This window comes from Kitasatospora sp. NPDC032150, assembly GCF_055579945.1.
The window spans coordinates 92,944-110,139 of record NZ_JBVIMH010000026.1 but is presented as its reverse complement, the minus strand read 5'-3'; the positions used below and the strand labels follow the sequence as shown (position 1 = coordinate 110,139).

General features: G+C 72.3%; 16 protein-coding genes. 13 read left to right on the top strand and 3 right to left on the bottom strand.

Annotated features, from left to right (window positions below):
* A partial coding sequence (locus ACZ5ON_RS26575; RefSeq protein ID WP_465597676.1) for a thioesterase domain-containing protein occupies positions 1–914 on the top strand: 914 nt, incomplete at its 5' end.
* A gap of 109 nt (positions 915–1,023) precedes the next feature.
* Complete coding sequence (locus tag ACZ5ON_RS26570; protein ID WP_465597673.1) at positions 1,024–2,625, top strand: MFS transporter; 1,602 nt, start codon at positions 1,024–1,026, stop codon at positions 2,623–2,625.
* A 284-nt stretch (positions 2,626–2,909) separates the two neighbouring features.
* On the opposite strand, the gene ACZ5ON_RS26565 is transcribed toward ACZ5ON_RS26570, so the two are convergent.
* Positions 2,910–4,124, bottom strand: a complete 1,215-nt coding sequence (locus ACZ5ON_RS26565) for an acyl-CoA dehydrogenase family protein (protein WP_465597670.1) — start codon at positions 4,122–4,124, stop codon at positions 2,910–2,912.
* Between the two features lie 19 nt (positions 4,125–4,143).
* Positions 4,144–5,313 (bottom strand): acyl-CoA dehydrogenase family protein, encoded by a 1,170-nt coding sequence (locus ACZ5ON_RS26560; protein ID WP_465597668.1) that lies wholly within the window; start codon positions 5,311–5,313, stop codon positions 4,144–4,146.
* A gap of 296 nt (positions 5,314–5,609) precedes the next feature.
* Here ACZ5ON_RS26560 and ACZ5ON_RS26555 point away from each other — a divergent pair, with 296 nt between their 5' ends.
* The 10 genes from ACZ5ON_RS26555 (at position 5,610) to ACZ5ON_RS26510 (ending at position 15,413) form a co-directional block, all read left to right on the top strand.
* Positions 5,610–6,764, top strand: coding sequence for an isopropylmalate synthase (locus ACZ5ON_RS26555; RefSeq protein ID WP_465597665.1), 1,155 nt, complete (start codon positions 5,610–5,612; stop codon positions 6,762–6,764).
* Positions 6,765–6,866: 102 nt separating this feature from the next.
* Positions 6,867–7,052, top strand: a complete 186-nt coding sequence (locus ACZ5ON_RS26550) for a lysine biosynthesis protein LysW (RefSeq protein ID WP_344640516.1) — start codon at positions 6,867–6,869, stop codon at positions 7,050–7,052.
* Positions 7,053–7,056: 4 nt separating this feature from the next.
* Complete coding sequence (locus ACZ5ON_RS26545; protein WP_465597662.1) at positions 7,057–7,908, top strand: ATP-grasp domain-containing protein; 852 nt, start codon at positions 7,057–7,059, stop codon at positions 7,906–7,908.
* Positions 7,905–8,960: an N-acetyl-gamma-glutamyl-phosphate reductase gene (gene argC / locus ACZ5ON_RS26540; protein ID WP_465597659.1), complete on the top strand. Its 1,056-nt coding sequence runs from the start codon at positions 7,905–7,907 to the stop codon at positions 8,958–8,960. The genes ACZ5ON_RS26545 and argC overlap by 4 nt, the downstream gene beginning before the upstream one ends.
* On the top strand, positions 8,957–9,748 hold the full coding sequence (locus ACZ5ON_RS26535) for an amino acid kinase family protein (RefSeq protein WP_465597656.1): 792 nt from the start codon (positions 8,957–8,959) through the stop codon (positions 9,746–9,748). Before argC ends, ACZ5ON_RS26535 begins: the two co-directional genes overlap by 4 nt.
* Positions 9,749–9,759: 11 nt before the next feature.
* On the top strand, positions 9,760–10,323 hold the full coding sequence (locus ACZ5ON_RS26530) for a type 1 glutamine amidotransferase (protein WP_465597653.1): 564 nt from the start codon (positions 9,760–9,762) through the stop codon (positions 10,321–10,323).
* 46 nt (positions 10,324–10,369) lie between these two features.
* A complete protein-coding gene (locus ACZ5ON_RS26525) occupies positions 10,370–11,488 on the top strand; it encodes a Glu/Leu/Phe/Val dehydrogenase dimerization domain-containing protein (protein WP_465597650.1) in 1,119 nt (372 codons plus the stop codon).
* Positions 11,485–13,137 carry an AMP-binding protein gene (locus ACZ5ON_RS26520; protein ID WP_465597647.1) on the top strand — a complete coding sequence of 551 codons (1,653 nt, stop codon included), beginning with the start codon at positions 11,485–11,487 and terminating at the stop codon, positions 13,135–13,137. The genes ACZ5ON_RS26525 and ACZ5ON_RS26520 overlap by 4 nt, the downstream gene beginning before the upstream one ends.
* 69 nt (positions 13,138–13,206) lie before the next feature.
* Complete coding sequence (locus ACZ5ON_RS26515) at positions 13,207–14,508, top strand: pyridoxal phosphate-dependent aminotransferase (RefSeq protein WP_465597644.1); 1,302 nt, start codon at positions 13,207–13,209, stop codon at positions 14,506–14,508.
* On the top strand, positions 14,505–15,413 hold the full coding sequence (locus ACZ5ON_RS26510; RefSeq protein ID WP_465597641.1) for a fumarylacetoacetate (FAA) hydrolase: 909 nt from the start codon (positions 14,505–14,507) through the stop codon (positions 15,411–15,413). The genes ACZ5ON_RS26515 and ACZ5ON_RS26510 overlap by 4 nt, the downstream gene beginning before the upstream one ends.
* Here ACZ5ON_RS26510 and ACZ5ON_RS26505 read toward each other — a convergent pair.
* Positions 15,389–15,814, bottom strand: coding sequence for a MerR family transcriptional regulator (locus ACZ5ON_RS26505; protein ID WP_465597638.1), 426 nt, complete (start codon positions 15,812–15,814; stop codon positions 15,389–15,391). The genes ACZ5ON_RS26510 and ACZ5ON_RS26505 overlap by 25 nt on opposite strands.
* A 63-nt stretch (positions 15,815–15,877) precedes the next feature.
* Here ACZ5ON_RS26505 and ACZ5ON_RS26500 point away from each other — a divergent pair, with 63 nt between their 5' ends.
* Positions 15,878–17,086: an MFS transporter gene (locus ACZ5ON_RS26500; RefSeq protein WP_465597635.1), complete on the top strand. Its 1,209-nt coding sequence runs from the start codon at positions 15,878–15,880 to the stop codon at positions 17,084–17,086.
* Positions 17,087–17,196 lie beyond the last annotated feature (110 nt).

Genomic DNA, 17,196 nt, shown 5'->3' with positions numbered 1-17,196 from the left:
CCCGCCTCATCACCCGCATCAACACCACCCTCAACACCAACCTCACCATCCGCGACCTCTTCGACAACCCCACCACCACCCAACTCGCCCACCTCGTCGAGAGCGGCGGGGCCAAGGACCCGTTCGACGTGCTGTTGCCGCTGCGGCCGACCGGGGACAAGTCACCACTGTTCTGCATCCATCCGGGGCTGGGCTTCGGCTGGCCCTACTCGGCACTCCTCAGCAGCATCGGCAAGGACCGTCCGCTGTACGCCATCCAGGCACGCAGCCTCGGTAGCCCGGGGCTGCGGCCGGCGAGTGTCGAGGACATGGCCCGGGACTACATCGAGCAGATGCGAAGCGTCCAGCCGACCGGTCCGTACCACGTGCTCGGCTGGTCCTTCGGCGGGCTGGTGACGCACACGGTCGCCGTGGAGCTCCAACAGCAGGGCGAGGAGGTCGAGTTCGTCGCGATCCTCGACACCTACCCGGGTGAGGAATACGCCTTCGGAACCGTGGAGGTGACCGAGAACGAGGCGCTGGCACTGCTGTTGGACGACTTCGGCTTGCGGGTCGAGGAGGCGGACCTGCCGTCCCTCGACCGGGACCGGTTCGCCGCGATCATGCACAGCCAGGTCGAGGCGGTCCAGTTCCTGCGGCTCGACCAGGTGCGCAACCTGGTCGACACCTGGGTCCACAACGTCGATCTGCTGCGCCAGTTCAGGCCCGGCACGTTCAAGGGGAACGCGCTGCTGTTCACGGCCACGACGGGGCGTACCGAGGCCTCCCCGAGCCGGGACAGCTGGGACCGGTACGTCGACGGCGTGGTCTACAAGGTCGATGTCGCCTGCAGCCACGGCGAGATGATGCAGCCCGGCCCGGCCGCCGAGATCGGCCGCGTCATCTCCGCCGCCCTGGCTTCCCGCTCCGAGTAGGCCCACCGGCCGGAGCTCGTAGCGGTGATTCCCGCCGCGGTGCCGGGTCGACCACCCGGTACCGCGGCCGTCCGTTCACACCGCACACCAGCTTGAAAGAGAGAATCCGGTGTCCAATCCGAACTCCCTGGTGGACTCCACGAGGGACCAGAGCGACCCAGCATCGACAGGGAACGACGACGCCGCGGGCTTCTCGCCCCGGCGCTGGCTGGTGCTGGCCGTACTGTGCCTGGTCGTGACCATCGTCGAGGTGGACGCGACCGTCGTCAACATCGCGCTGCCATCCCTGGCGGTCGACCTGTCGGCGTCCGCGAGCGATCTCGCCTGGGTCAACGACTCGTACATCCTGACGTTCGCGGCGTTGATGCTGATCGGCGGTCGGCTGGGTGACCAGTTCGGGCACAAGAGACTGCTGATCGCGTGCCTGGCCCTGTTCGGCGTGTCGTCCGTGCTGTGCATGACGGCGACCAGCACGGCGCAGCTGGTGGCCTGGCGGGCGATGCTCGGTGTGGGCGGGGCCGGCATTCTGCCCGCGTCGCTGGCGCTGGTGACGGTCAGCTTCCCCAAGGGCGAACTGGGCAAGGCGATCGGTGTGCTGAGCGCGATGACGGTGCTGGGTCTTCCGCTCGGACCGGTGCTGGGCGGGTACCTGCTGAACCATTTCTGGTGGGGCTCGGTCTTCCTGATCAACATCCCGCTGGTGGTGGTCTCGTCGGTGGCCGCGCAGCTGCTGATCAAGCACCGGGCGCCGGAGACGGCGTCCGGGGGCCTGGACCTGCCGGGCGTGCTGCTGTCCACCGTCGGAACGGGCGGGCTGCTGTTCTCCGTGATCGAGGGGCCGCACCGGGGTTGGACGTCGGTGCCGACGGTGGGCGCGGGCGTGGCGGGTGTGCTGCTGCTCGCGGTGTTCGTGCTGTCGCAGCGGAAGGCGAAGGCCCCGGTGCTGGACCTGCGGCTGCTGCGGCTGCGGGTGTTCGTGGTGGGGTCGCTGGCGACGTCGCTGAGCTTCTTCGTGTTCAGCGGCATCATGTTCGTGCTGACCCAGTACCTGCAGGGTGTGCTGGGCTACCAGCCGCTGAACGCCGGGCTCGGGCTGGTGCCCCTGGCCGTGCTGTTCACGGCGTCGAGCGTGCTGGCCGGGCCGCTGGCCGCGCGGATCGGCAGCCGGGCGGTGATCGCGATCGGGCTGGTGCTGGTCGGCGTGGGCATGCTCGCACTGGTCACGGCAGATGCCTCGTCCTCGTACACGATCATCGGGGTGAGTCTCGGGTTCACCGGGTTCGGGGCCGGGCTGAACGTGGGGCAGGCGATCGCGGCGAGTCTGAGCGCGGTGCCTAAGGAGCTGGCCGGAGTGGCGAGCGGCGCGAGTCACTGGGTGCGGCAGAGCTCCGGTGCACTGGGGATCGCCATTCTCGGCAGTGTGCTCGCGTCGGTCTACTCGGACCGGTTGTCCTCGCATCTGAGCGGGCTGCCGGGCGAGTTGGCGGACAAGGTGCGCGACTCGGTGGGCGCGGTCAAGGCCGTCGCCGGCGGGCTCGGTACCGAGCGGGCCGACGATCTGGTGCGGTCGGCCGGGTCTGCGTTCACCGGCGGTATGCACCTGGCGATGGTCGTGGGCGCGGTGCTCAGCTTCGTCAGTGCGGTGGTGGTGTTCGCGCTGCTGCCGAAGGGCAACCTGGCCAGCGGCGGCGAGGGCGAGGGGATCGGCTGATCCGACCCGCGCCGGCCGAACGTCCCCGGTGCGGTGGTCACCGCGCCGGGGGCGTTCGGCATTGCTCCTGCCGATGACCTCATCCGCGTTGGTGGGAGCCGAAGTTCAACGGCTGGCTGGACGTCGACCGTGTGAAGGAAACCTTGAACACGCTCTCCCCGGGCGTAACCGGCCCCGAACCGTGCTAGCACCCGATCGATGGACGCCGCGCTCCCGGCGTCACCAGACGCGCCTCGGCCGGCCGAGCGCTGCCACGAGCAGCGTGCGGCCGGCCGAGCGCGTTCTCAGGCGGCCGCGGCCGGGCGGGGGAAGCCGTCGAGGCCCGCCGGGTCGTGGCCCAGACCGGCGGGTACCACCCAGTCGAAGGTGCGGAAGACCGCCGGCCCCAGGCCGAGCCCCTCGGCGACCTGCTCGCGCAGCCGGTTGGAGGTGAACCCGCCGATGACGTTCATCTGGGCGTCCCGGTAGAGCCGTTCCACCTCGTGACCGTGGGTCACGCCGGTCGCGCCGTGGATCTGCACGGCCCGGGCGGCGACCTCGACGGCCATCTCGGTGGCGTAGATCTTGAGCATCGCGATCAGGTCCCGCGCGGACCGGCCGGCGGCGCGCTCGCACGCCGCCCGGCGGGCCAGCAGCCGGGTGGCGTCGATCTGCGCACGGGACTGGGCGAGTTGGGCCTGTACCCCCTCCATGTGCGCCAGCGGACGGCCGAACGAGACCCGCTCCAGGGCGTGCCGCGTGGCGGCGGCCAGGGCCGACTCCGCGACGCCGATCGCCGCGAAGGAGTTCTTCAGCCACCCCCACGCCATGGTCTCGGCGAGCTCCTCGATCGGCACCGGCACCAGGTCGGTGGGCGCGATGTGGGCGTCGTCGAGGACGAGGCCGCCCCAGGGCATGCCGCGCAGCCCCATGCGCGGGATCTCGTAGCGGCTGACGCCCGGCTGGTGGAGGTCCACGAAGGCGAGGCACCAGGCGGGGCCGTCGTCCCCGGCAAGCCGCTCCCGGCGGGCGAGCACCACGGCCAGGTCGGCGTTGGGCGCGTTGGTGATCCTGGACTTCTCGCCGCGGATGACGAACCCACCGCCCGGACCGGCGGCACGCACCGCGGTGCGGATGGTGCCGGAGTCGCTGCCCGCGGTCGTCTCGGCCACGGCGAAGCAGGCCAGCCGCTCGCCGGAGAGCAGCGGCCGGACCAGCCGGTCGTGCGTCCGGGGATCGGCGTAGGCGGAGATCAGCTTGACGCACAGCAGCGCGGACACGGTCGCCGACCAGTAGGTGCCGGGGCAGGCCCGGGCGAGGGCCTCCATGGCCGCGGTCTGGGTGAGCGGATCGGCTCCGAGGCCGCCGATCTCCCGCGGTGAGAACAGCCGCAGATAGCCGCTGTCGACCAGGTCCTTCCAGTTCTGGCTCGGTATTCGGGCCGCCGCGTCGGTCTCGGCGGCCCGCACCGCGATACCGGAGAAGTCGAACGCGGTGGCGGTCGTGTGACGTTCGTTCATGTCGCTCTCCTCTTCACACTCAGCCGAGTTCCAGCACGGATGCCGCGATCACCGGGTGCAGCACGTCGACACCGCCGGTCTCTGCGAAGAACAGCGCGTCGCGGTGCGTCCGTTCGATCAGCCGGTCACCGGTGGCGGACGACGGCCCGGCCAGGCGCGCCGCTCCCTCGGTGACCGCGCGGGCGGCGGACGCCACGAAGAGCCGGGCGGCGGCCGCATCGGCGAGCGAGGGACGCCCGGCGTCGAACTGGGCCGCCGCCCGGTACAGCAGCCCGGCGGCCAGCTCGCACCGGGTGGCCAGGTCCGCCAGGGCGAAGCGCGCGGACTGGGAGTGGGTCAGCGGCCGGCCGAAGAGCCGGCGGTCTCCGGCGCCGTCGAGGGCGTCCCGGGTCAGGGCGCGTAGCAGACCGAGCCAGGGCGCACTGGTGAAGACCCAGTCCAGCGCCGCCAGCAGCGGCTCCACCTCGTCCGGGGCGCCGCCGACCGTGCCCAGCACGGCCTCCTGCGGGAGAGCGCAGTCGTCCAGGACGAGGCGGCCCCAGCGGCAGGTGGGCATCGCCTCCGGGCCCGCGTCGGCGATCCGCAGGCCGGGCGCGGTGGCGTCCACCAAGAACGCCGTCCGACCACCGTGGTGCCCGGCGACGACCAGGAAGTGGTGGGCCACCGGGGCACCGACGACCAGGTCGAGGTCGCCGCCGAGCACCCAGCCGCCGCTTCCGTCACCGGCGGGCCGGGCCGCCACGGCGGGGTCGGCGGCGGCGCCCCGGGTCTGGTGCAGCGACACCGAGCCCAGCCACTCGCCCGAGGCCATCCGGGGCAAATAGCACTCGCGCTGCCCGGCGCTGCCGAACGCCCGGATCGGCACGGTGGCGAGCACCGAGTGCGCGCCGACCGCGAGGGCGAGCCCGGGATCGCGGGCTCCCTCGCCCAGCCCCTCCAGGAGGGCGCAGGTCTGGGCGGCGGACAGGCCCCCGCCGCCGAGCGCGCGCGGTACCAGCGGCCCGGCGAGGCCGGGCCCGGGGCGGTCGGCGGCCAGCTCGGCGAAGAGCGCGTGGTCCCAGCGGCCGGCGCGGTCGCGGTCGGCCGCGGTCGGCCGCGCCACCCGATCCGCGAGGCTGCGGGCACGCTCGGCCCAGGCCGGCTCGAAGCCGTCCGGGCCGTGGCCGGTCGGAGAATTCGGAAAAACCATTCAGATCCCCTTCTCTCCTTTTTCCGGGGCTCGATTCCCAGGAATTCTCGAACACCGTAGCGAGCTCTGCGCTGATTGCCGACCGACCGGCCCGAAAATTGCCCGCGTGCAACAATCCATGGCCTGTGGAGCACAGTCAACTACCTTTCGGCACAGGTCATTGCCGAGGCGCAACGGTCCCTGACAGTCCCTGACAAAGCCCTGACGAAGAAATCATTGCGGGTCCACCGGTGAATCACCCAGCATGTTTCGCAGCGGGAAAAAGGAACCCGACTCCGGGAAACGGAGGGAACGCCATGTCAGCAACAGAGCACCAGAGCGCCCCACCCCAGCCACTGCCCCGCCTGTCCGACGCGACCCTGCGGGACTCCGCGCACATGGCCGGCGTGGAGTTCGGCCCCAGGGACGCCGCACGCATCGCGAAGCTGTTGGTACGCACCGGGGTGGAACTGGTCGAGGTGGGGATGATCTCCGGCCCCTCGTCCAAGGACGCCGACCTGATCACCGCCACCCACGAGGCCATCGGCCCGGAGAACAGCATGTCCCTGGTCATGGTCCGGGACCGCCATCAGGTCGCGAAGGCCCTGGACGAGGCCAAGCGGCTGGGCGTCCGGTACGTCATGTTCTCGATCCCGACGTCCGAGCAGCACGCGAAGCTCAAACTCGGCTCGCCGAGTCTCAAGTACCTCAACGCGCTGGCCCGTACCGCCATCGGCCTGGCCAAGGACCACGGCTTCCACGTCACGTTCAGCGGCGAGGACGGTGCCCGCACCCCGAAGGAGCGGCTCGTCCCCTACGTCACGGCGGGCTTCGCGGCCGGCGCCGACCGCTTCCGGCTCGCGGAGACCGTCGCCTGTCTGTCGCCCTGGCAGATGGAGGAGGTGATCGGGAACCTCACCGCGATCGACGGGTCCGAGATCGAGATCCACTCGCACAACATGCTGGGCATGGCGGTCGCCAACTCGCTGGCCGCCCACCGGGCCGGCGCGGCCTGGATCTCCGCCACGGTCGGCGGCATCGGCGAGCGCGGCGGCAACGCCCCGCTGGCCGAACTGCTGACCTCGCTGCGCGTCGTCTACGGCGACACCCGCTTCGACCTGACCCACCTCACCGAGCTGAGCCGGCTCGCCCTGCACGGGGCGCAGCTCGGCGACGCCTTCCAGTCCGGCCCTACCACCCCGCACGCCTTCGCCTACGAGCTGCCCGGCCAGCTCAGCCACCCGGAGGCCTACGAGACCCTTCCCGCCGAACTCGTCGGGAACGCACGGGAGTTGCGCGTGCGCACCCGTCTGACGCCCGCCCTCGTCGGCTGGGCCCTCGACGGTTCGGGCATCGAGGTCGACGTCGACGCCTTCACCGACTGGCTGACCGCGCGCCAGGAGAGCGGCGAACGCCGGCTGCTCGACCGGGACGCCGTCCGCAAGGCCGCCGTCGACTTCCAGTCCCGCTGATCCGGTGCTCCCGGAGACCGGACCACCCGAACGACCGCCGTCCCCCGAACCGCCCGAACGTCAAAGCGCCGACACCCCAACCGGAAACCCTGGAGGACACCCGTGCCCACCGACACGCTCACCGGTTCCTGCCCCGAGTGCGAGACCGATCTGACCACCCCGCCCATGGTGCAGGGCGAGACCCTCTCCTGCCCCGAGTGCATGCTGACGCTCCGGGTGGACGACGTCCGAGGCGGAGAGCTCTCGCTCCAGATGGTCGAGGTCCAGCTCCGTGACTGGGGCCAGTGATCCCATGGACCGGACCATCGCCATCATCGCGGACCGGATCGGCTGGGAGGAACGCCGGCTGATCGACGTCGCCCCGGACCTGGGGCTGCGCATCGACTGGGTCAACGACGAGTCGCTCTGCCTCGGCCACCCCGAGCAGGCGCCGCTGAAGGGCTACGACGCCGTCCTCGTCCGCAGCCGCAGCTACACCCGGGGCGGCCTGGTCGCCACCCTCGCGGAGGCGGCGCGGATACCCACCCTGAACTCGGCCTCGGCCATCCGCGTCTGCGAGAACAAGCTGTCCCTGCGCGCGGTGCTGCGCAGCGCGGGTGTGCCGGTGCCCGACTTCCGGCTCATCCTGTCCCGGAAGGACTTCGACAAGGCGCTCGCCGAGCTGCCGATGCCCGTGGTGCTGAAGCCCGTCTTCGGCGGCATGGGCAAGCGGGTGGCGCTGCTGCGCACCTCCGACACGGCCCCGTCCGTCTACGACTACGTCGAGGACCTCGGGCACGGCTTCGAGCAGGCCTGCCTGATCGAGCCCTACCTGAGCGGCGGCTCCTCGATCCGCTGCTTCGTCGCCGGCCGGGAGCTGGTCGCGGCCGCCGAGTTCGAGAGCGCCGGGACCGACTGGCGCAGCAACGCGGCCCTGGGCAACCGCCACCGCGCCGTGGAGCACGACCCCGAGGTATTGAAGATCGTCGACAGTGTGGTGGACGAGCTCGGCGAGGGCATCTACGGCATCGACCTGTTCAACACGCCCGGCGGCTACCTCGTCAACGAGGTCAACCACGCGCCGGCCTTCAAGGCGGTGGCCTCGGCGACCGGGGCGGACGTCGCCACGGCCGTCGCCCGCTACCTGAGGGAGGTCGTCGGATGATCCGCGTCGGAGTGGTCGGCGCCTCCGGGCTCGCCGGCGGCGAGCTGATCAGACTGGTGACCCAGCACCCCGAGTTGGAGCTGACCTTCCTGGGTGGCGCGTCCAGCGCCGGGCGGCGCCCGGCCGAGCTCCACCCGGGCCTGCGGCTGGACCTCGGCCTGGTGGTCGAGCCGGTCCCCGAGGACCTGTCGGACCGCTGCGACGTCGTCCTGCTGGCGACGCCGGCGCCCGTCTCGGCCGAGCTCGCGGTACGGCTGGCCGACCGCGTCCCGTGCGTCATCGACCTGAGCGGCGCCTTCCGGATCCGCACCCCCGAGCTCCACGACCGCTGGTACCCGGGTGTGCCACGCCCGGACGGGCTGGCCGACCGGTTCGTCTACGGCGTGCCGGAGCTCGTCGGCGACCAGCTCGCCGACGCCGCGCTGATCTCCCTGCCCGGCTGCTACGCCACCGCGATCACCCTGGGGCTCGCCCCGCTGGTGCTCTCCCTCGGCCTCGACCTGAGGACCGTGGTGGTGGACGGCAAGAGCGGCTCCAGCGGCGGCGGCCTGCAGCTGCGCACGGCGGACCTGCACCCGCTGCGCAACGGCGCGATCGCGCCGTACGCGCCGGTGGGGCACCGCCACGCGGCGGAGGTGCGCGACTTCCTGGACCGGGGCAAGCCCGGGCGGATCGGCTCGCTGAGCATGTCTGCGTACGGGGTGTCGCACGTGCGGGGGCTGATGGCCAGCTCCTACGTGTTCACCGACGACGAGGTGGACAGCCGCTCCCTGCAGCGCGCCTACCTGCGCTTCTACAAGGGGCACCACTTCGTGCGGGTCCGCCGGCACGACGAGACGCTCATCCCGGTGCCCGACCCGCAGGCGGTGCTGGGCTCCAACTACTGCGACGTGACCGTCCTGCACGACCCGGAGGGCGGGCGGATCGTCGTGCTGGCCGCCCTGGACAACCTGGTCAAGGGCGCCGCCGGCCAGGCCGTGCAGGCGATCAACAAGCGGTTCTCGCTGCCGGAGGAGACGGGGCTGACGATGCAGCCGGTGATGCCGGCATGAGCGCTGCGGCACCCACGGTGGTCAAGCTCGGCGGCTCCACCCTGCACGCCATGTCCGAGGCGTGGTGGGACGACCTGGCCGAGCACGGGCGCGACCATCCGCTCGTCCTCGTGCACGGCTGGTCCAAGCCGCTCAGGGAGCTGCGGCCGGAGTACTCCGAGCCGTCGGCGATCCTGCGGGACCGCTACGGCAACCAGAGCCGGTGGACCACCCCGCAGGTGATCGCCGACATCAAGCGGGTCAGCGCCGAACTGGCCGAGCAGGTCATCGGCCTGCTCGAAGCGCGGGGCATCGGCACCGAGCGCCTGGTCGGCAGCGACGGCCTGGTCAGCGCGGGTGAGGGCGAGCGCTGGTGGTGGCAGGACAAGCAGCTGGTCGAGCTGGAGAACCTGGTCGGGCCGATCACCGGGGTGGACCCGGGCCCGCTGGCGGACCTGCGGCCCGGCCGGTGCCGCCTGGTCACGCCGCTGGCCCGCAACGCCGCCGGGCAGGAGGTGAACACCGACGCCGACCGGGCCGCCGCCGCCGTCGCCGGGGCCACCGGCGCCGCCGATCTGGTGCTGGTCACCGATGTCACGCACCTGCTGATCGACGGCGAGCCGGTGCACCGGATCACCGCCGAGGCCGCGGCCGAGTTCCGCGACCGGGGCGCCAAGGGCGGCATGCGCAAGAAGCTGCGGGCCGCGGGCGAGGCCCTGGACCGGGGTGTCGGGCAGGTCGTGATCGGCAGCGCGCCGGTCACCGAGCTGCTCGCCGCCCGTACCGGCACCGTCATCACGCGAACGTGAGGAGTACGCACATGGCGCGATCCCGTGTGCTCGTCGTCAACAACGGAACCCTGTCCCTGAAGCAACTCCGCTCCAGATTCGAGGAGTTGGGCTCGGATACGGACGTGGTCGACGCGGCGTCGGTACCCGCCCGACTCGACGGCCGCCACCAGGCGATCGTCCTGAGCGGCACCAAGGTCCGGGCCTGGGACCACGACTTCTACCGGCCACTGGTCGACCTGGTCATGGGCTCGGGCGTCCCGGTGTTCGGCATCTGCGGCGGCATGCAGATCCTCGCGGTCTCGGCCGGCGGCCGGCTTGCCGAGGGGCCGCAGCGGGTCGGCGGATTCGACGTGCAGGTCGACACCGAGGAGCCGCTCTTCGCGTACGTGAAGCCGACGGTGACGGTCTTCCACCGCCACACCCTCTACCTGCAGGAGGCGCCTGAGGGCTTCCGCTCGATCGGGTGCTCCGAGCACGCGCCGGTGGAGTTCCTGCGCTCCGAGGACGGCCGGATCCTCGGCTCGCAGGCCCACCTGGAGTTCCGCCGCGACGGCCTGGAGATCCTGCGCGGCTTCGCCGAGCTCTACCGGTGACCGCACCCCGCAGCACCAACCACCTCATGTACTGGAGGACTTGGACATGACCGATCTGGAAGGACCGCAGCAGCCCGCGTTCACCGTCCACCTGGGCGGCAGCGGCGGCAGCGTCAAGGGATGGGTGGTCGTCGACAGCCTCGTCGACGGGCTGGCGATGGGCGGCACCCGGATGACCCCGGGCGTCACCGAGGAGGAGGTGGCCGGCCTCGCCCGCGACATGACCGAGAAGTTCACCCTCGCCGGTCTGCGCATCGGCGGCGCCAAGGCCGGCATCGTCTCCGACGGCAGTGACCGCGAGCAGACCTTCCGCACCTTCGGCCGCACCGTCAAGCCGCTGCTGCACGGCGGCATCCACCTGGGCATCGACATGGGCGTCACCCCCGCCGACCGCGCGGTGTTCTTCGAGGAGGCCGGCTACGACCCGCGCTACCGGCTGGGCGCGCCGGACATGCCCGTCGACTGGCGGACGTACTACGAGCCGCTGATCGACTGCACCGGCCACGGCGTCGGCGTCGCCGCGCTCACCGCGCTGGAGGCGGGCGGCCGCACCGAGCCCGCCCGGGTCGTCATCCAGGGCTTCGGCGCGGTGGGCCGCGCGGTCGCGCGGTTCCTGGAGGAGCGCGGGCACCTCGTCGTCGGCGTCGCCGACGTGCAGGGCACCGTCCGCGCGGACCGGCTGCCGGTCGCCGACCTGGCCGCCATCACCGACGAGTTCGGCCGGATCGACCACTCCCGGCTACCTCAGCACGTCACCGTGGACACCGCGCCGGACGCCTGGCTCGACGTCGACGCCGACCTGCTGGTCCTCGCCGCCCAGAAGTACGCGCTCAACGCCGAGAACACCCACCGGCTGCGCGCCGGCCTGGTGGTCGAGGGCGCCAACCTCGCCTCCAGCGCCGAGGCGAAGGAGAAGGCGGCCGCCGCGGGCGTCACCCTGGTCCCGGGCGTCATCGCGAACATCGGCGGCGCCGGCTCGGCGGCCCTGGCCGTCACCCGGGTCGTCCCGTTCGAACTGCCGGCACACGCGCGCAAGGCGTGGGTCTTCGACTGGGTCGCCGACAAGGTCCGCCGCAACACCCGGGACCTGCTGGAGATCGCCGCGTCCCGCGCGGGCGACCCGCTGCCCGAGCTGCTCGCGACCCGCCGGCAGGAGCTCCGGTGAGCCCGGCCACCGCCAAGGCGGCCACCACCTCGGCCGCGGACCGCCTGGCCGAGTACCGACGGCGCGGCTGGTGGCGCGACGAGACCTTCCTCGACGACCTGCGCCGGCAGGCCCGGCTGCGGCCGCGCAAGCTGGCCATCGCCGGACGGCGCCTGGACGAGGCCCGCACCGACACCCTCGACTACGCCGAACTGTCCCGGTTGGCCGACCGGTTCGCCGGGGCCCTGCTGGAACTGGGTGTCGAGCGGGGCGACGTGGTCGCCGTCCAGCTGCCCAACCGGTGGGAGATGGTGCCGCTGATGTTCGCCTGCATGGCGGTCGGCGCCGTCATCTGCCCCATCGCGCCGGTCTGCCAGGAGGAGGAGCTGCGCCACCGGCTCTCGCTCACCGGGGCCCGGGTGTGCATCACCGTGCCGGAGTGGGAGGGCTACCCACTCGCCGGGACGGTGAACGCGCTGCGCGGCGAACTTCCGCTGGAGCACGTGGTGGTGGTCGACGGCCACGCTCCCGAAGACGCGATCGACTTCCACGACCACTTCGTCTCCGTGCACTGGGAGAAGGAGCGCATGGGCGACCTGGAGGGCCGCCAGCTCCGGCCCGACGAGCCGTTCGTGGTGCTGTTCACGTCCGGCACGACCGGATTCTCCAAGGGCGTGGTGCACAGCCAGAACACCGTGCACTCGGGCGTGCGCGGCTACGTGGACACCTTCCTGCTCTGCGACGACCTGGTGGTCGCGGTCACCACGCCCCTGGTGCACTACTCCGGCTTCGGCCAGGGCATCCTCGCCGGGGTGATGCTCGGCGGGACGATCGCCTTCCAGGACGGTCCGGACCACGTCGGCCTGCTGGACCTGGTCGAGCGGTACGGCGCCACCGTGCTGTACGGGCCGCCGCCGACCCTGTCCGGCGTCGCCTCCGCCCAGCAGCGCGATCCGCACGACGTGTCCAGCCTGCGCCACACCATCACCGGTGCGGCGCCGGTGCTCCAGGAGCTGGTGGACGAGCTGCGCGACACCTTCGATGCCCGCACGTACTCGGTGTGGGGCATGTCCGAGTTCGGTCCCGTCACCATCAGCCGGCTGGACTACAACCAGGACTGGGCGGCGCACAGCCACGGCCGGCCGATCGACTCCATGGAGATCCGCATCGACCTGTGCCACGACCCCAGCAAGCGGGCCCCGGTGGGCCGTTTGCGGGTGCGCGGCGCGTCCCAGGCACTCGGCTACTACAAGCAGCAGGACGCCTTCGACGCCGAGCTCACCGAGGACGGCTGGTTCGACACCGGGGACGTGGCTCGGGAGGACGGCCGCAACGGCATCCGCATCCTGGGCCGCGCCAGGGACACCATCCTGCGCGACGGGGTGGTCGTCCCGATGGCCGAGCTGGAGGCGATCATCTCCCGGCACCCGGCGGTCACCGAGGCCGCCCTGGTCGGCCCCACCGGGCAGGTGGACGACCCGATCCTGGCGGTCGTCGTCCCCCGCGGCGGGGCCCGGCCCACGCTGGCGGACATCCGCACCCACCTGCTCGACCACGGCCAGGCCCCCCGGTTCCTCCCGGAGCGGCTGGAAGTGGTCGACGCCCTGCCCAAGACCCTGACCGGCAAGGTCCGCAAGGTCGAGCTCCGGGAGCGCTACGCCGGAGCCTGACCCGACCCGCCGCCGTCCGCGCCCCGACCGCGCCCCTTCCGCGCAGCCCGTACCCCCTGGAGGAGCACCATGCCCCACCCCGCACCGGTGACCATGTCGGCGACCCTCGCCGCCGACGACGCACTGGCCCGCCGGCGCCTCGCCGGGGAGCAGGTCCTGTCCCTGGCCAGCGGCGAGGTCGGCCTCCCGGTCCTGCCGGTCCTGCGGGAGAGGCTGGCCGCGGCGGCGGGCCGCAACGCCTACGGCCCCGTCGCCGGCAGCCAGGAGCTGCGCTCCGCGGCTGCCGGCTACTGGCGGCGGCGGGGCCTGGACACCGACCCCGAGCTCGTGGTCTGCGGCCCGGGCAGCAAGCCGCTGCTGTTCGCCCTGGTGCTCGCCATCGGCGGCGACGTGGTGGTGCCGGTGCCGAGCTGGGTCAGCTACCCGGCACAGGCCCGGCTGGCCGGGGCCCGGGTCGTCCCGGTACCCGGCCGGCCCGGGGAGGGCGGGGTGCCCGATCCGGCGCTGCTCCGGGCGGCGGTGGCGCGCGCCCGGTCCGCGGGCCTGAACCCGCGGTGCGTGGTGGTCACCCTGCCCGACAACCCCACCGGCACCGTCGCCACCCCCGCCACCGTCCGGGAACTGGCGCGCGCGGCACGGGAGCTGGACCTGGTCATCGTCTCCGACGAGATCTACTGCGACCTGGTCTTCGACCCGGCCGACCGGGCGGTCTCCCCCGCCGTCTTCGCGCCCGAGCGGACGGTCGTCACCACCGGCCTGACCAAGAACCTGGCGCTCGGCGGCTGGCGCACGGGTGTCGCCCGGCTCCCGGACAGCCCGCTCGGGCTCGGGCTCTCGGCCCGGCTGGTGGGCGTGGCCAGCCAGATCTGGTCCAGCATGGCGGCCCCGGTGCAGGCCGCAGCGGCCCACGCCTTCGAGGAGCCGCCCGAGGTGGTCGCCTACGTCGCTGCCGCCAAGCGGCTGCACGAGGTGGTGGCCCGCGCGGTGGCCCGGCGGTTCACCGCCGCCGGCGCCACCCTCGCGCCGGTCCGGGCCACCTGCTACCTCTACCCCGACTTCGAACCGCTCCGGGACCGGCTCGCCAGGGTCCACCAGGTGGGCAACGGCCGCGAGTTGGCCGACCTGCTGGCGGAGCGCCACGGAGTCGGCCTGCTGCCGGGCAGTGCCTTCGGCGAGGAGATGCGCTCGCTGCGGATCAGAGCCGCGACCAGCCGGCTCTACGGCGAGAGTGACGCCGAGCGCTCCGAAGCCCTGTCCGCCCCGGACCCCCTCCGACTCCCCTGGATCAGAGCCTCCCTGGACCACATCACAAAGGCCCTGGCCCACCTGGTGTCCGACCAGTCCCCCTCCTCCCTAGGAGCCCTGTCATGACCATCGTCTTCGAGTGCGAGTACAAGGGCCTGCGGTACGCGGGCCTCGGCCTCCCCGCCCCCGGCGAGCCACACACCCTCCACCGGGTGGCCGAGGGGCAGCTGAGCGCCGCCGTCATCGCCGGCGGTCCGCAGGCCGTCGCCGCGGCCGTGACCGGGGAGGCGGGCGGCGGGGCCGAGACCGTCTCGGTGCGCGCGGACGACCCCGAACTGCGCTACCTCCCCCCGCTGCTGCCCACCGCGACCAACAGCTCCCTGGTCAACGGCTTCATGGGCACGCACCGCTCCAAGTTCGACCGCGATCCGGCGCCGGACGAGGAGTTCACCCCGCCCAACTACTACCTCAAGGGCTTCGGCTCCTGGCTGCGGATGCCGGACGAACCACTGGTCACCCCCGCCGCTCCGGTCTGGCTGCTGGAGGAGCCGGAGGTCGCGCTGGTCTACGTCAATGACGAGGACGGAAACCCGCACTACGCCGGCTACACCTTCGGCAACGACCTGAACGACATCGGCCTGCACCTGCGGAACAAGTGGGCCTGGACGCCGTACGCCAAGCTCTGCGAGACCTCCCTCACCCCGTGGCTGTTCCTCGACGAGCCGCCCCGGACGGTGACCGGCCGGGTCACCGTCGAGCGTGACGGGGCCGCCGCCTGGTCGGGGGACTTCTCCTGCGGCGCCGACTCCCTGTACCACCGGGTGCCGGACATGGCGGAGCACCTGTTCTCGTACCCGCTGCTGCGCCGGCCCGGGCTGGTGAACTACCTGCTGCTGGGCGCCGACAAGGCCAGCTACCACGACGGGTTCCGGATCGAGGACGGCGACCGGCTGGTCATCGACGTGACCAGCCACGGCGTCGTCCTGGCGAACCCCGTCCAGTACGGTCAGGCCGTCGCGGCCAGGTCGTAGGACGGCTCCGCGATGGTGCCGGCCGCCCGCCCGGCGGCAGGCCGCCGGTGCCGGATCACGGCGTCGAGGTAGTCGGAGATGGCTTCCTGACTGCGGGTCAGGCACTCGATGCGCTGCCGCATCCGGTCCCGCTCGCGCTCCAGGGTGGCGATCGTCTCGTCGCTGGCGCCGGTCACGTGGATCAGACGGCCACCGAGGCACGGCAGGATCTGCTTGATGACCCGGGTCGGCAGGCCCGATTCGAGCAGCCCCCTGATCTGCAGCACCCGGTCGACGCAGCGCTCGTCGTAGTCGCGGTAGCCGTTCGGGGAGCGGTCGGCCACTAGCAGCCCCTGCTCCTCGTAGTAGCGCAGCAGCCTGCGCGGGGTTCCGGTGCGCGTCGACAGCTCCCCGATCCGCATGTGACCCACCTCATGTCCAACCGCTTGACATTCACACCTATGTGAGGGTTCGAGGATAACAGCATGTCAACTTCTCAGACAGACACACTCGTTGAGGCTCCCGCCGCACCGGAGGGCGGCGGGCTGCCCTGGTCGCCGTTGCTGGCGCTCGCCACCGCCGCCTTCATGGGCATCCTGACCGAGGCGCTGCCCGCGGGCGTGCTCCCGGAGATGGCCCGCGACCTCTCGGTCAGCGAGTCCGCGGCCGGGCAGTCGCTGACCATCTACGCGATCGCCACCGGACTCTCGGCGATCCCGGTGGCCATGGCCACGGCGGCATGGCGCCGCCGCAAGCTCCTGGTGGTCGCGGTGGTGGCGTTCGCCATCGCCAACACGGTCACCGCAGTCTCGTCCGCGTACACGCTGACCATGGCCTTCCGACTGGTCGCCGGCGTGGCCGCCGCCGTGGTGTGGGCCGAACTGGTCGGGTACGCGCGCCGCTTGGCGCCACCGCAGCTCCAGGGCCGGGCGATCGCGATCACCATGGCCGGCATCCCGCTCGCGCTCTCCCTGGGCATCCCGATCGGCACGTTCCTCGGCAAGGTCTTCGGCTGGCGGCTGACCTTCGGCCTGGTGACCGTCGTCTCCGTCGCCCTGGTGGTCTGGATCATGGCGTCCGTCCCGGACTACCCCGGCCAGCGGGCGGGCAAGCGGGAGCCGATCCTGGGCGGACTGCGCCTGCCCGGTGTGGTGGCGGTGCTGTTCGTGGTTGCCGCGTACGTCCTGGCGCACAACATCCTCTACACCTACATCGCGACCTTCCTCGACAAGTACCACATGGGCGGCTCGCGTGACCTGGTGCTACTGATCTTCGGCATCGCCTCGATGGTGAGCATCTGGATCACCGGCGCCCTGGTCGACCGCCGGCTGCGGACGCTGACCATCGCCAGCACCGCGCTGTTCATCGTGGCCGCCGTCCTGCTCGGGCTGCTCGCCGACAACGCCGCCGTGGTCTACCTGGCGATGGTGCTGTGGGGGCTCGGCTGGGGCGGCGTCGCGACCCTGCTGCAGACCGCGGTGACCGATGCGGGCGGCGACCGCGGCCAGGCCCTGCTGGTGACCACCTGGAACTCCTTCATGGCCGGCGGTGGCGCGGCCGGCGGCATCATCCTCGACGCCCTCGGCCCGACGTCGTTCCCCTGGTTCGTCCTGGCGCTGCTGGCGCCGGTGCTCCTGGTCGTGGTCGGCGCCCGCGCGCACGCCTTCCCGGCCAAGCGTCCGGGAGCGCTCTGACCCACGGCCGGCCGACGCCCGGGAGACCGGGCCCGGCCCGGCCCCGGTACGAGGAACGGCCCCTGGTGCACAGCGGTTTCCGAAACCGCTGGCCATCAGGGGCCGCGCCG

Bases quoted from the DNA above. Each gene is read 5' to 3' on its own strand.
- ACZ5ON_RS26525 (WP_465597650.1), top strand. From the start codon at position 10,370: ATGACCGATCTGGAAGGACCGCAGCAGCCCGCGTTCACCGTCCACCTG.
- ACZ5ON_RS26515 (WP_465597644.1), top strand. From the start codon at position 13,207: ATGCCCCACCCCGCACCGGTGACCATGTCGGCGACCCTCGCCGCCGAC.
- ACZ5ON_RS26530 (WP_465597653.1), top strand. From the start codon at position 9,760: ATGGCGCGATCCCGTGTGCTCGTCGTCAACAACGGAACCCTGTCCCTG.
- ACZ5ON_RS26505 (WP_465597638.1), bottom strand. From the start codon at position 15,814: ATGCGGATCGGGGAGCTGTCGACGCGCACCGGAACCCCGCGCAGGCTG.
- ACZ5ON_RS26535 (WP_465597656.1), top strand. From the start codon at position 8,957: ATGAGCGCTGCGGCACCCACGGTGGTCAAGCTCGGCGGCTCCACCCTG.
- ACZ5ON_RS26510 (WP_465597641.1), top strand. From the start codon at position 14,505: ATGACCATCGTCTTCGAGTGCGAGTACAAGGGCCTGCGGTACGCGGGC.
- ACZ5ON_RS26565 (WP_465597670.1), bottom strand. From the start codon at position 4,124: ATGAACGAACGTCACACGACCGCCACCGCGTTCGACTTCTCCGGTATC.
- ACZ5ON_RS26500 (WP_465597635.1), top strand. From the start codon at position 15,878: ATGTCAACTTCTCAGACAGACACACTCGTTGAGGCTCCCGCCGCACCG.
- ACZ5ON_RS26545 (WP_465597662.1), top strand. From the start codon at position 7,057: ATGGACCGGACCATCGCCATCATCGCGGACCGGATCGGCTGGGAGGAA.
- ACZ5ON_RS26560 (WP_465597668.1), bottom strand. From the start codon at position 5,313: ATGGTTTTTCCGAATTCTCCGACCGGCCACGGCCCGGACGGCTTCGAG.
- ACZ5ON_RS26555 (WP_465597665.1), top strand. From the start codon at position 5,610: ATGTCAGCAACAGAGCACCAGAGCGCCCCACCCCAGCCACTGCCCCGC.
- argC (WP_465597659.1), top strand. From the start codon at position 7,905: ATGATCCGCGTCGGAGTGGTCGGCGCCTCCGGGCTCGCCGGCGGCGAG.